This is a genomic window from Minwuia sp. IMCC3009 (assembly GCF_029909415.1).
In the GTDB taxonomy this organism is placed as follows: domain Bacteria; phylum Pseudomonadota; class Alphaproteobacteria; order Minwuiales; family Minwuiaceae; genus Minwuia.
In genome coordinates this window covers 1438844-1454044 of sequence record NZ_CP123781.1, presented here as the reverse complement: position 1 = coordinate 1454044, position 15201 = coordinate 1438844, and the positions used below count along the sequence as shown (strand labels likewise).

Here is a 15201-nt window from a genome sequence, read left to right as displayed (position 1 = left end):
CCTCAAATGCTCCGTTGCCATGCCGCACTGCACAAATTCATTTTTCATATCGGGGCATAGAGACGAGCTATGCGCCCGGCCACGTCGTGGAGTGGCGCAGAAAGGGAAGGAGGCGGGACGCCGGGGCCCCGCCTCCTGTGATTTGCGGATCTGACTGCTGGATGAGAAATGCGTCTCTTCGTGTCCTCAGGCGGCCGGATTGTAGGCCTGGCCCTGAAACACCTTCCCCGCCGCGCTGACCCGCCCCCGACAGGTGCGCAGCACATCGTCATCGACCTTGTCTACCGGGTGCAGGCCGGAATGCGGCCCCTCCTTGAAGGGCAGATTGGACAGCGCATTGAAGACCGTGATCAGCGCCCAGCGCCGACGTTCCGAGCGGTTGGCGCTGGAACGATGCAGCGTATTGCAATGGAAGAACACGGCATCGCCGGCATCAAGCTCGCAGGGGATGACCGGCAGTTTCTCCTCGGCGACGGCTACCCGATCCTGGTCCGCACAGTACTGCTTGCCGACAAAGGCATGATCGATACGCCCCAGACGATGCGAGCCCGCCATCATCTCGATGCAGCCGTTTTCCCGCGTGGAGGGATCAAGGGAGATGAAACAGGTCGCCATCCTGGGTGCCAGCACGCCATAGCCATAGGCATAGCCATAGTCCTGATGCCACTCCCAGCTGCCGCCGACCTTCGGTTCCTTGGCATTGAGCTTGGAATTGTAATGGCAGATCGGCTCCCCGATCAGCTGCTCGACCGCGTCGGCGACGCGACGGCTGCGCATGGCGATACTGTAGATATCGTCACCCATCTCGTCCCATACCGTCATGCGGGTCTCGTTGCCCTCCCGGTCCGTGCGGGAATAGGCCGCCTGGGTCAGTTTTTCATCGGCCAGGGCGGCCTCGAGAATCAGTTCGATCTCATCCTTGGTAAACAGTCCTGGGACGGTCACGAATCCTTCGGTTTCATAGTGCTCAACCTGTTCCCGGCTCAGTGGCGTCGACATTCTGATCTCTCCTCGACTTGAGGTGCGTTGATGCATACTCGCAGAACTGACTGTTTTTCAGGCACGCACAAGAATTCGACAGTCATTGCACAAACCCAAGGCAGCAACACGCTGGTGCAGTTCCAGACCACTCGGGGCAAATACCGGATTTCCTTTTTGTTACAGTCTCTTGTGCTGCCGTTGCATCGCTCGCTTCGGTTAGGCACAGGTCTTGCGCGTCATGACATGGTCTGGAGTGACAGGCCTGTGGCGAACGCAGAATTCGCCCGAACGCAACGCTACGCAAATCCGAATACTCTATATTCCCAATAGGGTGAGGCTATGACACCAACACAGGCAAGGGCATTCCACGCAGTAGGCAAGGCAGGCAGCTTCACGGGCGCGGCGCGCGACCTCAACGTCAGCCAGCCGACAATCACCACGCAGGTTCGCGAGCTTGAGAAGACCTATGGCGTGGAGCTGTTTCTTCGGTCGGCATCCGGCGCCAGACTGACCGAGACAGGCAACACTCTCTTCCTGATGGTCGACGAATGGCAAAACATGCAGCGCGAATGCCGGGAGTTCCTTTCAGGCGCGCGTGCGCTCCGTAACGGTCGCATCACCATCGGCACCTATGGTCCCTACGACGCCATCGACCTGACCGCGGCCATGCGGGAGAGCTATCCCGGCATCGATGTCAGCATCATGTTCTCCAACTCGAACAGCCTGAAGGACCACCTCCTGTCGCATGAGATCGATGTCGCGATCATGTCGGGCATGAACTACGAGGACACCTATCAGTGTCTCAAGTTCCGGAAGCGGCGGCTGGTGGTTCTGCTGCCGAAGCAGCACGGCTGGACAGGTCGCCATTCGGTCACGCTGGCAGAACTGGCACAGGAACCCCTGATCTGCCGCGAAAGCGGTTCGGCGGTGCGCGCCTGCCTGGAGCATGCCGCCCGCCGCGACGGGCTGCATCTGAAATGGTCGGCACAGATCGGCAGCCGTGAAGGTATCGTTGCCGCGGTTCAGCGCAATCTCGGGATCGGCGTCATCTTCGAGGAGGGCCACATTCCCACCGACTCGATCGACGTGCTGCCGATCCGGGATCTGGAGTGCGATGCGACCGTCGATGTCGTCTGCCTGGCCGAGCGTGCCTCCAACCGGATCATCAAGTGCTTCACGGATCTGGCTGCGCGCGAGGCGCTTGCCCGAAGTCAGCCCCAGCCGGTGCCTGCCTGAATTCCGGACCCTGTGCGCGCGCCGCCCGGACACTGCGATCCGGCCCGGCCCAGGCCCCTCCCATTGAGGCAGCCTATAGATAGGGCGAATGCGGCCATTCAGAATTTGGATTTGCTGCACTGCGGCATGACCTGAACACTTTCAGGCATCGAGGAGCCTGATCGGCCCGCATCCCGAAGACTTGTCGCCCGGTCCATGGCTTCGCCAAACAGGTGAGGTAACCCGAGATGCTCAAGAAGCTGCTTCGACAGAACCGTGCACTGGCTGCCATTCTGATTGCCACATCGGTCGGTATGGCCGGGTCTTCGGCCCTGGCCGAGAAGATCACCATTACCGCCGGTTCTCCCGGTGGTGGCTACTTCAAGGCCGCCGCTGCCTTTGCCGAATACATCAAGTCCGACATTCCCGACGCCAACACGACCGTCATTCCGGGTGGCGGCTGGGCCAACGTCGAACGGCTTCAGCCCGGTTCCAGCCTCGCCGATGTGGCCGTGCTGGAGAATGCTCTGGCCACCATGGCCTATCGCGGCGAAGGCCCCGGCGGCACGAAATACGACTTCCGCATGCTGGCCGCCGTGCGCGGCCCCAGCGCAGCGCAGGCGGTAGCCACGGTCGAGAGCGGCGTGACGTCCTTCGAGCAGATCCTGAAGGACGAGATCCCTGTGCGGATCGCCATGTTCGAGCGGACGCAGCTCGCCACGGCCCAGGCGCTGGCCATTCTCGACGCCTATGGGCTGACCCGGGAAAAGGTCGAGTCCTTTGGCGGCAAGATCATCTTCACCTCGCATTCCGACGGCGTGCAGATGGTGATGGATGGCCAGGCGGACATGTGGTTCACCGGCGGCTCCTACTACCCGCATCACCAGTACATCAAGATCGGCGCGAAGCAGCCCTTCACGCTGGTGCCGATCAGCAAGGCCGTGGCCCAGACCGTCGCCGACAAGTTCGGCCAGAGCGTGATGGAAGTCCCTGCCGGCATCTATGACGGCAACAACGGCACCAATGAAGCCTACTGGACCCCGGTCACCGTGGTGGGTTTCGGAGTGCGCACCGCCATGTCCGATGATCTGGTCTATGCCATGACCAAGGCACTCGCCGAGAACAAGGACAAGTTCCACGCCGTGCACCCGCAGCACATGTTCTACGAGCCGAACGTGGCCTGGAAGAACGTGGGCGCGGTCCCGCTGCATCCGGGTGCCGAGCGCTACTACAAGGAAATGGGTTTCATCGACTGATCCGGCTTCCCGCAGCTCCATCCAGCAGATTGGCAGAAGATGACCGCTCCAACCCAGGCTTCCATGGCAGACCGCGTGACCGACATGATCCGTCGCGAGACATCTGCCCTCATGGAAACGGGCTGGGGCGGGCTCTGCCGTCTGCTGGTCGCCACCCTCGGGGTGGTGCTTGCCGGCTTCCATCTCTTCACGGCCTTTGACGGCACCTACTATCCCTTCACCCAGCGCGCCTTCCCCCTGATGGTCGGTCTGGCGCTGGTCTTCCTCGTCATCCCGGCAGGCGGCATGGCCACAGCCGAGGGGGATACGCCACGCTCGATCCCCTGGTACGACTGGCTGCTTGCCCTGCTGTGCGTGCCGGCATTCGGCTACATCGCGTTCTCCCCCGACTATCTGGCCAATCGCTGGCCACTGACAGCGGCCTTTGCCCCGACGACGCTGGAGCTCATCCTGTCGTTCGTTGGTATCGCGCTGGTGCTGGAGGCGACGCGGCGGCTGACAGGCTGGGTGCTGGTGATCGGTACGCTCGTGGCGCTGGCCTATGCCTATCTCGGTGAGTTCCTGCCCGACGGCATGATCTCCCACCGCGGCTTCTCGATCATTCAGATCACCGACTTCATGTATCTCACCGTGGATGGCATCTGGGGCACGGCCCTTGGCGTCGCGGCAACCTACATCGTCGTCTTCATCATCTTCGGCGCGTTCATGGAGCGTGCCGGTGCAGCCGATTTCTTCGTCGAGTTCGTATCCGCCATTGCCGGGCACACGCGCGGCGGTCCGGGCAAGGTCGGCGTACTGGCCTCCGCGATGGTCGGATCGGTCACCGGCTCTTCGGTCGCGAATGTCTATACGACAGGGCAGTTCACGATCCCGATGATGGCCCGACTGGGGTATCGGCGCGCCACTGCGGGCGCGATCGAGGCCCTGGCATCCAATGGCGGACAACTGATGCCGCCCGTGCTGGGTGCGGCTGCATTCATTGTCGCCGCCTACGCCGGTGTGTCCTATCCAACCATTGTCGTGGCAAGCATTCTGCCCGCCGCGCTGTTCTTCTCCAGCCTGCTCTGGTTCATCCATCTCGAAGCGGTGAAGACAGGCATGAAGGGCATGCCCCTGGACGAGAAGCCGAAACTGGTTCCGGTCCTGAAGCGCCGGGGCCACCTGATGATCCCGATGATCGCGCTGATTGCGCTGCTGACCGCCGGCGTTTCACCACTGCGTGCGGCCTTCTTCGCCGTCTGTCTGATCGTGGCGGTAAGCTGGATACGCGCCGAGACGCGACTGGGTCCGAAGGAGATCGTTTCGGCGCTGATCCTCGGCGCACGGAACTCGCTGATGATCCTGGCCACCTGCGCCGCCGTCGGCCTGATCATCGGCACCTTCACGATGACGGGGCTCGCCCTGAACGCGAGCAGCGCGATCATCGCCCTGGCAGGTGGTCAGTATGCACTGGTGCTGATCTGCATCGTCATGGCCTGCCTCATACTCGGCATGGGCATGAACACGGTCGCCGCCTTCATGCTGGTCTCCGTCATCGGGGTGCCTGCACTGATCGAGATCGGCATCGACCGGCTGTCCGCGCACATGTTCGTCTTCTATGCCGCCCTGCTGTCCCACATCACACCGCCGGTCTGCCTGGCTGTATTTGCCGCCGCACAGATCGCGGGCGCCAATATCTGGGCCACTGCATTCACGGCCATGAAGATGGGCCTGATCGCCTATCTGATGCCGTTCCTGATCGTCGGTTCGCCCAGTCTGCTGCTGGGTGAAGGGGAAATCTTCAACATCTGGGCGGTGATCGCCTCCTTTGCCGGCGCCATGCTGATCGCATCGGGGGTCCAGGGCTGGATGTTCGCCCGGCTGAACCTGATCGAACGCGGCCTGTTCGGCGCAGCGGGCGTCCTGCTGATCGTGCCATCCACCGACCTGCGCATGCTGGGCCTCGGCCTGCTCGTGCTCGGCGCGCTGCTCAGCATCTTCATCTGGCGAGACGCGCTCATCGGCGCGATGCGCCCCACCAAGTCCGAATCCTGAACCGTATCCCGGGGAGAACAATGCCGATGTATGCCCATGACGATCTGCAGACCATGGTCAAACCAGACCGGGTTCACAGGCGGCTGTACGTGGATCCGGACATCTTCGAGATGGAGATGGATCGCATCTTCGGGCGCATGTGGGTCTTCGTGGCGCACGAGAGCCAGGTGCCAGATCCCAACGACTACATCACCACCCGCATCGGCCGACAGCCGCTTCTGATCACCCGGGACCGCAATGGCGAGGTCCATGTGATGTTCAACCGCTGCGGCCATCGCGGGGTGAAGCTGTGCGCCACCGCGGAAGGCAACAGCCCCGGTTTCCGCTGCCCCTATCATGGCTGGAACTACCGCGCGAACGGCAAACTGGCAGGTATCCCCTACAAGGACGGCTACAGCGACGAATTCATGAAGGACCCGTCGCTTGATCTCGGCCGCCCGCCACGGGTGGACAGCTATCGCGGGTTCATCTTCGTGTCTCTCAGTCCCGACGGAATGTCGCTGGACGATCATCTTGGCCCGATCAAGGGCAGCATCGACGACCTGTGTGATCGCGCACCGGACGGCGAGATCCTGGCCCAGGCCGGGTGCAACCGATACATCGTGCGCGCCAACTGGAAGCTGCAGATGGACAATGGCGTCGATCTGTATCACGCCCCGTTCGCCCATCATTCGACACTGGATGAGGACGGACGCCAGTTCTCCAGGCATGGCGGCGGCCCCAGCTTCTACAAGCCCGGCACCAGGAGCCCGGTCGATTTCGATCCCATGGGTGTCCACGGCTTCGCCAACGGTCACGGCTACCAGGGTGCCGTGCCCCAGGTTCCCGATCCGGACGGCATGGCGTTCAAGGAACTGAAGGCGATGCTGGTCGAGCGGCATGGTGAGGAACGCACGCGCGAGATACTGACCTACGACCGCTTCAATTCGATGATCTATCCCAACCTGACGTTCCAGGCGATGGGGCAGCATTTCCGCATGGTGATGCCCATCGATGTGAACCGGACCGAAGTCCGCATCTATCCGATCCTGTTCAAGGGCGCGCCGGACGCATGGAACCGATACGCGGTCCGTTCGGTCGCGGCGACGCACTCCCCGGCCTCGATGATCCAGACCGACGACGTCGCGGTGTTCGAACGCGCGCAGGAGGGTCTGCATGCACAGGGCTCGGACTGGGTGATGTTCGCGCGTCACATGGGTGCCGAAACCCCGAACAACTACGGCGGGCTTGGCGCGCCGGGATCCAGCGAGTTCGTGCTGCGGCAGCAGTACAACGACGTCTGGCTGAAATACATGAGCGCCTGAGAGGGATGACGATGACCGCCACACTGGCCAAGACCCAAGCAGCCGACCTGCCCGCCCGCGACGTGATCGAACAGTTCCTCTACGCCGAGGCACGCATGCTGGACGAGAAGCGCTGGGAAGACTGGATGGACCTGTTCACCGACGACGGCGTCTACTGGGTGCCGACAGCCGACGATCAGACCGATCCCGATACGCGCGCCTCCATCATGTACGACGACAGGACGATGATGAAGATGCGTGTGCGCCGTCTGCGCCACCCGGAGGTCCACGCCCAGACACCGCCGTCCCGGACGACGCATCTGGTCACCAACGTGATGGTCGGGCCGTCGCCTGATACGGACGGCGACATCGAGGCAAGCGCCTGCTTCCTGATGCTGGAGTACCGCGTCGAGGAACAGACGGTCTATGGCGGACGCTACCTGTATCGCCTGACGGAAACCGCCGACGGTCTGGCGATCCGCAGCAAGACCGTCCGCATGGTCAATTGCGATGCCGCCCATCAGCTTATGGCGATCTATCTCTGAGCCAAGGACGACACCCCGATGATTGATCCCGTCCCCAGAAGCCGGAAGCGCATCGCGCCCTTCCGGCTGCACAGGCCCGGAACCATAGACGAAGCGGTGACCGCGCGTGCCGCGTTGCCCAACTCCGCCTTCATGGGCGGAGGCATCGACCTCCTGAATGGCATGAAGACCGGTGTCGAATGGACCGATATCGTTCTGCTGCGCGACATTGCGGAGCTTCGCACGATCACGGTCGGCGAGGGATACATCAGCATCGGCTCGGGTGTCCGTCTGAACGAACTGGGACGGAACGGCCTGGTGCTTGACGCCCTGCCCGACGTCGCGGCGGCCTGGGCACCGATCGCCAATGTCCGCATTCGCCATCAGGGCACGGTCGGCGGCAATCTGATGGCCCGCAAGGCGCACTACGACATTCTGCCGGTACTGATGGCGACCGGCGCGACGGTCGTCTTCGCAACCGTCGACGGACCCATCGAACTGCCGGCCGCCTGGCTTTCGAGTTCCACCAAGCCGGCTGCCTTCGGCGCATTGCTGACCGAAGTGCGCATCCCTGCCGGTGCGCGGGTCCTGAAGCATGACCGCAGTCACCTGCCCGGGTTCCTGGTCACTGTCGGACACAATGGCGACGGTGCCTGGCACGCGGCGGTGGCGGGCGCGCACGACCTGCCCCGGGTGGCACGGCTTGACCTGCCGGCGGGTGCTGACCTGCCGCTGTCACCGGCACTAGCGCGCCGCGTTGCGGAAGACTGGTGCAACGGTCTGCCGATCATGCGGGAACGCGTCAATATCTCGGGCGTCTGGCGTCGGCGCGCCGTCCCCGTGGTGCTGTCGCGACTGCTTGTGGGCACTGCAACATCCAGAAAGGCGAGCGCCGCATGAGTGATCTGATCGCCCTGAAGTTCCGGCTGAATGGTGTCGGGCGTACCGCCGCCGTCGAGCCGCAGGTCATGCTGGCCGACCTGCTGCGCGAGCAGTTGGGTGAGATCGACGTCCGCGTCAGTTGCGATCAGGGTGTCTGCGGCGTCTGCACCGTGCTGGTGGACGGCATCCCGACAACATCCTGTCTGACACCTGCCTTTCTGGTCGCGGACCGGGAGGTGACCACCGTGAAGGGCCTGTCCGGGAACGCCACCGGGCTGACCGACGTGCAACAGGCCTTCATCGCGTGTTCCGCCTTCCAGTGCGGCTATTGCACACCCGGCATGGTGGTGTCGGCGACGGCCCTGCTGGCGGAGCATCCGTCACCCGACCGCCAGACCATCCGCGACTGGCTGGACGCCAACGTCTGCCGTTGCACCGGCTATCAGACCATCATCGAAGCCATCGAGATGGTGGCCGCGCAACGCCAGGCACAAGCACAGACAACCACGGCGGAGGCTGCGGACTGATGCCCGATACACTCCGCCAGAACCTCAAGCTGAGCGACACTGCCCGTCAGGATGCACGTGACAAGGTAAGCGGCGAAGGACCATTTGCAGGGGACATCACCCTGCCCGGCATGCTCGAAGCCCGATTGCTGCGCAGCCCGCATGCGCACGCACGGATCATCGCCATCGACACGTCCAGGGCAGAGGCCGTCGAAGGCGTGCGCCTGGTAGCGACGGGCCGTGACCTGGGCCTGCTGAAACAGACCACTTACGGCAACTGGGTCCACGATCAGCCCGTCATCTGCACCGACCGCGTGCGGTTCGAGGGGGATGTCGTTGCCGCAGTCGTTGCCGTCGACGAGACCACGGCCTTCCGTGCGATGGAACTGATCCATGTCTCGTATCAGCTACTGCCGCCCGTCATGGACATTCATGAGGCACGATCGGACGCTGCGCCCGAGCTGTTCGACCAGAAGCATCCCAACGTCCCGATGAAGCTCGGACGGGATACGCGGACGGCGAACGAACCCGCCAAGAACGTGCTGTTCTCCTATGACTTCGAGGATGGCGACATCGACGCCGTCGAGGCAGGTGCGGCCCATGTCTTCACCGACCGCTTCCACTTCTCGCGGATCGGGCATTTCTACATGGAGCCCTGGATCTGCGTTGCCCAGCAGCTGACCGACCGCATCGAGCTCTGGTCGTGCAATCAGGACCCCTTCGTCCTGCGCCAGGACCTTTCGGAACTGTTCGGTCTGCCGGAAGGCCATTTCCGCGTGCGCACCGCCTATGTCGGCGGCGGGTTCGGCGGCAAGAGCTACTGCAAGCACGAACCGCTGGCCGTGTTGCTGACGATGCTGGCCAATGCGCCGGTGCGCCTGCTGATGACCCTGGACGAGTCGATGCTGACCCTCAGCCAGCACGATGGCGATCTGGTGCTGACGACCTCTGTCGACGCGCAGGGCAAACTGCTTTCCAGACGCACGGAGATCGACCTGAACGGCGGTGCCTATGCCGATGCCAGCGCACAGGTCTGCGCACGCGCGGCCTACCGGTCGTCCGGCCCCTACCGCTGGCAGGCCTACCACGCCCATTCGCGCGTGATCCGGACCACGACGATACCGGCCGGTTCCTATCGGGGAATGGGTGGCACCCAGGCCAGTTACGCCTCAGAGAGCCAGATCGACATGATCGCCCGACGGATCGGGATGGATCCGATTGCCTTCCGGCGGCTCAATCTGATCCCGCCGGGCGAGCCCTTCAAGGACGGCGACAGCAAGGTCGATGCCGATTTCGCGGAGGGTCTCGACCGTGTTGTCAGTGATCTCCGGCATGTCGATGTGCCGACCGACGGACCCTGGGCGCACGGCAAGGGCTTCGCCATCGGACTGAAGGACGGGGGAAGTTTCGGACGCCTTGGCAAGGCCACGGTGAAGGTGACAACCGACGGCCGTGTACTGGTGCTCTGTGGCGCGATCGAGATCGGTCAGGGCGCAACCACCGTCATCAGCGGGCTGGTTGCCGACGTTCTGAAGGTGCCTCGCGAATGGGTCCGTTACGCCGCTATCGACACGGATGTGACGCCGTTCGACCAGGGCACCCACGCAAGCTGTGCGACAACGCTGACCGGCAACGCGGTCTGGCGCGCCGCGCAGAAGCTGAGGGGCGAGATACTGGAACTGGCGGCGGGCGAACTGGACTGTGCGGCCGCGGATCTGGATCTGCGCGAGTGGAAGGTAACGGGCAAGGGCCTGTCGCTCGATCTGAAGGAGCTAGTCCGGAAGAAGTTCGGCCGTTTCGGCTTCGAACTGAGTGCAGACGGGTTCGTCCAGTATCCCAAGGAAGCCGATGCCCCCTTCGGCGCAAAGCATCTCTACTGGATGCCCCACTGGGTCGGTGTGTCGCTCAGCGTCGACCGGGAGACCGGAGAGATCCACATCAACGATCTGGTGACGGGTGTGGATGCGGGACACACGCTGCACCCCGGCGGTGTCCGCGGACAGGATGAGGGCGGCACCCTGGTGGCCCTTGCCCAGACGCTGTTCGAGGAGATCACCTACAACGAGGAAGACGAGCTGGCCGTCCCCACGCCACTGGACTATCGCGTGGCCCGTGCCAGCGACCTGCCCGACCGTTATCAGTCCTTCATTCTGGAACAGGGTATGGGTCCGGGTCCGATGGGGGCCAAGGGCGTCGGCGAGGCCGGAATGCTGGGCGTCTCGGCCGCCGTCGCGAACGCCATCGAGGATGCGACCGGCGTGCGCCTGACCAGCCTGCCCTTCACCCCGGAGAAAGTGCTGGCCGCGCTCGATGCAGCCGCCGAATGATCATGGAGACTGACAGATGACAAACCCGCTGCGCCTGGGGATGCTGACGCCATCCTCCAACACGATACTGGAACCGGTGACCAGCGCCATGCTGGCCGGAATGCCCGAGGCAACCGCGCACTTCGGACGCTTCAGGGTCACCGAGATATCACTCAGCGACCAGGCGCTTGCGCAGTTCGATCTGGAGCCGATGCTGACCGCCGCAGACCTGCTGGCAGACGCACATTGCGATGCCCTCTGCTGGAATGGCACGTCAGCCGGATGGCTGGGCTTCGACAAGGACGTCGCCCTGTGTGAGGCAATCGAGGCGCGTACGGGAATCAAGGCCTCGTCCTCGGTGCTGGCGCTTTCGGAGATCTTCAAGCTGGCAGGGGTACGGACCTTTGGTCTGGTCACCCCCTACATCGACGACGTCCAGACCGGAATCATCGAGAACTTCAGATCGGAAGGCTACGACTGCGTCGCCGAGCGTCATCTCGGTGTGAAGGTCAATTTCGACTTCGCCCTGACAACCCCGGACCAGTTGCGGGAGATGATCCGGGATGTCGCGCAGGCCAAGCCCGACGGAATTGTCATCCTCTGCACCAACCTGGCCGGGGCCGCGCTGGCGGAGGAAATGGAGCCGGAAATCGGCATCCCGATCTATGACAGCATTTCGACTGCCGTGTGGGGCGCGTTGCGCGCCGCCGGCGTACCGCCCCGTCATATCGAGGGCTGGGGCCGACTGTTCACCGATCTCGGCGATCTTTGAGGGAGCGGACCATGGCTGACTTCGATCTCGTGATACGCGGCGGTACCGTCGGCACTGCTTCGGAAAGTTTCCGCGCCGATGTCGGCGTCACGGACGGCATCATCACGGCCCTCGGGTCGAATCTGGGATCCGGCACGCGAGAGATCGACGCGACAGGCAGGCTTGTGCTGCCCGGTGGCATCGACGCGCACTGTCATCTTGACCAGCCATCCGGTGACGGCAGCATCTGCGCCGACGGGTTCGAGAGCGGCAGCCGTTCCGCCGCGGCTGGCGGCACGACAACGATCCTGCCGTTTGCACTGCAGATGAAGGGCGGATCGCTGACCGAGGCCGTCAAGGACTATCACGAACGCGCGGATGGCAAGGCAGTGGTCGACTATGCCTTCCACCTGATCGTCACCGACCCGACCGCGCACGTGATCGGACAGGAACTCCCGAGCCTGATCGCGCGTGGATACACGTCCTTCAAGATCTACATGACCTATGACGACCTGAAGCTGAATGACCGGCAGATCCTGGAGGTGCTGGCCCTTTCGCGGCGGGAGGGGGCCATGGTCATGGTCCATGCGGAAAACAGTGACGTCATCAGCTGGCTGACTGATCGGCTGGAACAGGCGGGACTGACCACGCCGATCTACCACGCGGTCTCCCGCCCCATGCCGGTGGAACGGGAAGCCACGCATCGTGCCATCAGCCTGTCGGAGATCGTCGATGTGCCGGTGCTGATCGTCCATGTTTCGGGCCGGGAGGCCGTGCAGCAGATTCACACGGCACAGGGTCGCGGCCTGCGGGTCTATGCGGAAACCTGTCCGCAGTATCTCTATCTGACTGAAGACGATCTGGCGAAGCCCGGCTTCGAGGGGGCGAAATGCCTGTGCAGCCCGCCGCCGCGCGACAAGGCCAATCAGGAAGTCATCTGGTCGGGCCTTCGGAACGGCACCTTCCAGGTATTCTCATCGGACCACGCACCGTTCCGGTTCGAGGATCCGGCCGGAAAGATGCTGCATGGCACCGACGCGTCCTTCCGCTATGTCCCGAACGGCGTGCCGGGCCTGGAAACGCGGCTGCCCCTGCTGTTCAACGGCATTTCGGAGGGCCGGATCGATCTGCCGACCTTCGTGCGGGTCACGGCCACGCAACCGGCGCAGATCTATGGACTGAGTCCACGCAAAGGCAGCATCGCCATCGGATCGGATGCGGACATCGCGATCTGGGATCCGGAGCGGAAGGTCACGATCGCCAACGCCGATCTGCATCACGCCGTCGACTATACTCCTTATGAGGGGATCGAGGTCACCGGCTGGCCGGTCACGACGCTCGTGCGCGGACAGGTTGTCAGTCAGGAAGGAGAGACGCTCCAGTCCCCCGGATACGGGACATTCCTGCCCTGCGAACGGCCGAACCCGCCCCTGCCGGAGCCTTCACTGGCCGTCAGATGAGGTTGCTGAGCTCGATCAGATTGTTGTCCGGGTCGCGAAAGTAGACCGACATGATGGGGCCTGTCGCCCCGATCCGCTCCCCCGGTCCCGCTTCGATGGCGACGTCGTGCGCCCCGAGATGGGCCACGATCTCGTCCATCGGCACATCGGTCAGAATGCAGTAGTTCCCGCTGCCCGGCACGCTGCCCCTGGCAATCGGCGGGGCATTGTTCGCGTCGTTCAGGCTGATCTTGTTGCTGCCGAAATGCAGTGACCATTTCCCCGGCGCTTCCTCACGCGGCTCCATGCCCAGCACACTGCTGTAGAAGTCGATGATCGCATCGACATCCGTGGCGTTGAGGACGATATGGTCGAGGCTGGTGATTTTCATGAGACGTCCAGACGGGGCGTTGATCGGATACAGGAAAACTGAATTGCCACCTCACCTTAAGTACCAGTCCTCCGGATTTCTGACAAATTCAAACCGTCAGGATTCAACCGACATTCTCTGCTGCAGGCGGTCCTTCATACCGTCCGTCCGGGGAACCGGTGCGGAGCGGCAAAGATAGGTCGCGGGGTGTGCCTGATGACCCGCTACTGCGCAGTCCAGCCACCGTCGATCGTGACCGCTCCCATTTCTGACCATTCGTCCACAATCACACAGCATACCCGCCGTCGAAGTGCAGACCGTGGCCGGTAGTGAAGCCGCCGACGGCGTCGCAACGCTCCCCCAGATGCTGCCACGCCGGATCAAATCCCTGGAAAGGGCTCCGCCTTTCTCAAGCTTCCGGTTCGGCGGCCACGGTTCCACGGATGACATCCGCCGCAGTCAGCGCCCGGATCCTTTCCGGATCGTAGTTCAGCCACTCCCGCAGGACCTCCTCGGAATGCTCGCCAAGCATCGGGATGCGAGGTGTCCCAGCTGGCGGACTGTCCGAGTAGCGGATGGCCGGTCCCGCGACCGGGACACGACCCTGCAGCGGATGCTCTACCTCCACGAAATGTCCCCGGTGCTGCAGTTGCGGATTGACCGCGACCTCGTCCAGCGTGGCCACGCGCGCTGCAGGCAGGTTGACCACCATCAGGCGGCGTTCGACCTCGGCCGCATCGAAACACTTCATCCAGTCGGCAATGATGGTCTCGATCGCGGTATCGTTGGCAATCCGGCTTTCCATGTCGGCAAAGCGCGGATCGGTGGTCAGTCCCGGCATCTCCATCGCCTGTGCCAGTTTCGCGAACTCGCTGTCCGTCCATGCCGTGATGTGGACGTGACGCCCATCGCCGCACTCGAAACAGTGGGAAGGGACCGAGACGGGGTTCTTGTTGCCGCGACGCGTCCGCGTGACGCCCTGCATCAGATACTCCGGAATGGCCGACAGCAGCAGACTGGTCGCGGCATCCAGCATGGAGACATCGACCCATTGTCCCCTGCCCGTCCGCTGTCGCCCCTGAAGCGCCGATACCGCGCCAATGACGGCATGCAGTCCGGCCAGATAGTCGGTGATGACGGTGCCGCACACGGTTGGCGGTCCATCCGCCGAGCCGGTGAGCGACTGGATTCCGCTGATCGCCTGGATGACCGGGTCATAGGACGCGCGCTCCGCCCAGGGGCCATCCTGGCCGAACCCCGAGATCCGGACCAGGATCAGGCGCGGATTGATTTCCTGCAGCACGTCCCAGCCGAAGCCCATCTTCTCCAGGACACCGGGCCGGAAGTTCTCGACCAGGATATCGGCCTCCCGCAGCAGATCGCGCAGAACGGCCTGGCCCTCCTCGTTGCGAAGGTCGATGGCCAGACTGCGCTTGGCCCGGCTGATGGTCATGAAGAGCAGGCTGTCAGGCTTGCCCAGCTTTGTATCGGCCATGCGCATGCCGTCGCCGGCAAAGCCCTCGATCTTGACCACATCAGCGCCGGAATCGCCCATCATCTGCGTTGCATGCGGCCCCGACACGTAGCGCGTCAGGTCCAGAACACGGATGCCGTCCAGCGGCCCGCTTGCTGTTCCACTATCGTCAGGCATGTC

General features: G+C 63.4%; 13 protein-coding genes. 10 read left to right on the top strand and 3 right to left on the bottom strand.

Annotation, left to right across the window (positions count from 1 at the left end):
- Nucleotides 1–186 precede the first annotated feature (186 nt).
- Entirely contained in the window at nucleotides 187–999 is an 813-nt protein-coding gene (locus QGV55_RS06885) for a phytanoyl-CoA dioxygenase family protein (protein ID WP_281017580.1), read from the bottom strand.
- Between the two features lie 321 nt (nucleotides 1000–1320).
- Between QGV55_RS06885 and QGV55_RS06880 the strand changes: the two genes are divergently transcribed.
- The 10 genes from QGV55_RS06880 (at nucleotide 1321) to hydA (ending at nucleotide 13198) form a co-directional block, all read left to right on the top strand.
- Nucleotides 1321–2217, top strand: a complete 897-nt coding sequence (locus QGV55_RS06880; protein WP_281017581.1) for a LysR substrate-binding domain-containing protein — start codon at nucleotides 1321–1323, stop codon at nucleotides 2215–2217.
- A 227-nt stretch (nucleotides 2218–2444) separates the two neighbouring features.
- On the top strand, nucleotides 2445–3452 hold the full coding sequence (locus QGV55_RS06875; RefSeq protein ID WP_281017582.1) for a TAXI family TRAP transporter solute-binding subunit: 1008 nt from the start codon (nucleotides 2445–2447) through the stop codon (nucleotides 3450–3452).
- 39 nt (nucleotides 3453–3491) lie between these two features.
- Complete coding sequence (locus QGV55_RS06870) at nucleotides 3492–5486, top strand: TRAP transporter fused permease subunit (RefSeq protein ID WP_281017583.1); 1995 nt, start codon at nucleotides 3492–3494, stop codon at nucleotides 5484–5486.
- 26 nt (nucleotides 5487–5512) lie between these two features.
- The gene (locus QGV55_RS06865; RefSeq protein ID WP_281017584.1) at nucleotides 5513–6790 is read left to right on the top strand and encodes a Rieske 2Fe-2S domain-containing protein; all 1278 of its coding nucleotides are present in this window, start codon (nucleotides 5513–5515) and stop codon (nucleotides 6788–6790) included.
- Between the two features lie 11 nt (nucleotides 6791–6801).
- The gene (locus QGV55_RS06860) at nucleotides 6802–7314 is read left to right on the top strand and encodes an aromatic-ring-hydroxylating dioxygenase subunit beta (RefSeq protein ID WP_281017585.1); all 513 of its coding nucleotides are present in this window, start codon (nucleotides 6802–6804) and stop codon (nucleotides 7312–7314) included.
- A gap of 18 nt (nucleotides 7315–7332) precedes the next feature.
- Nucleotides 7333–8193 carry an FAD binding domain-containing protein gene (locus QGV55_RS06855; RefSeq protein ID WP_281017586.1) on the top strand — a complete coding sequence of 287 codons (861 nt, stop codon included), beginning with the start codon at nucleotides 7333–7335 and terminating at the stop codon, nucleotides 8191–8193.
- Nucleotides 8190–8702 (top strand): (2Fe-2S)-binding protein, encoded by a 513-nt coding sequence (locus tag QGV55_RS06850; RefSeq protein ID WP_281017587.1) that lies wholly within the window; start codon nucleotides 8190–8192, stop codon nucleotides 8700–8702. Before QGV55_RS06855 ends, QGV55_RS06850 begins: the two co-directional genes overlap by 4 nt.
- Complete coding sequence (locus QGV55_RS06845; protein ID WP_281017588.1) at nucleotides 8702–11008, top strand: xanthine dehydrogenase family protein molybdopterin-binding subunit; 2307 nt, start codon at nucleotides 8702–8704, stop codon at nucleotides 11006–11008. Before QGV55_RS06850 ends, QGV55_RS06845 begins: the two co-directional genes overlap by 1 nt.
- 16 nt (nucleotides 11009–11024) lie before the next feature.
- Nucleotides 11025–11759, top strand: coding sequence for an aspartate/glutamate racemase family protein (locus tag QGV55_RS06840; protein WP_281017589.1), 735 nt, complete (start codon nucleotides 11025–11027; stop codon nucleotides 11757–11759).
- An 11-nt stretch (nucleotides 11760–11770) separates the two neighbouring features.
- On the top strand, nucleotides 11771–13198 hold the full coding sequence (hydA, locus tag QGV55_RS06835) for a dihydropyrimidinase (protein ID WP_281017590.1): 1428 nt from the start codon (nucleotides 11771–11773) through the stop codon (nucleotides 13196–13198).
- Here hydA and QGV55_RS06830 read toward each other — a convergent pair.
- Together QGV55_RS06830 and QGV55_RS06825 are read right to left on the bottom strand one after the other, a co-directional pair.
- Complete coding sequence (locus QGV55_RS06830) at nucleotides 13191–13568, bottom strand: VOC family protein (protein ID WP_281017591.1); 378 nt, start codon at nucleotides 13566–13568, stop codon at nucleotides 13191–13193. The two genes, hydA and QGV55_RS06830, sit on opposite strands and share 8 nt — an antisense overlap.
- Before the next feature lie 388 nt (nucleotides 13569–13956).
- Nucleotides 13957–15198, bottom strand: coding sequence for a CoA transferase (locus QGV55_RS06825; protein WP_281017592.1), 1242 nt, complete (start codon nucleotides 15196–15198; stop codon nucleotides 13957–13959).
- Between the last annotated feature and the right edge of the window lie 3 nt (nucleotides 15199–15201).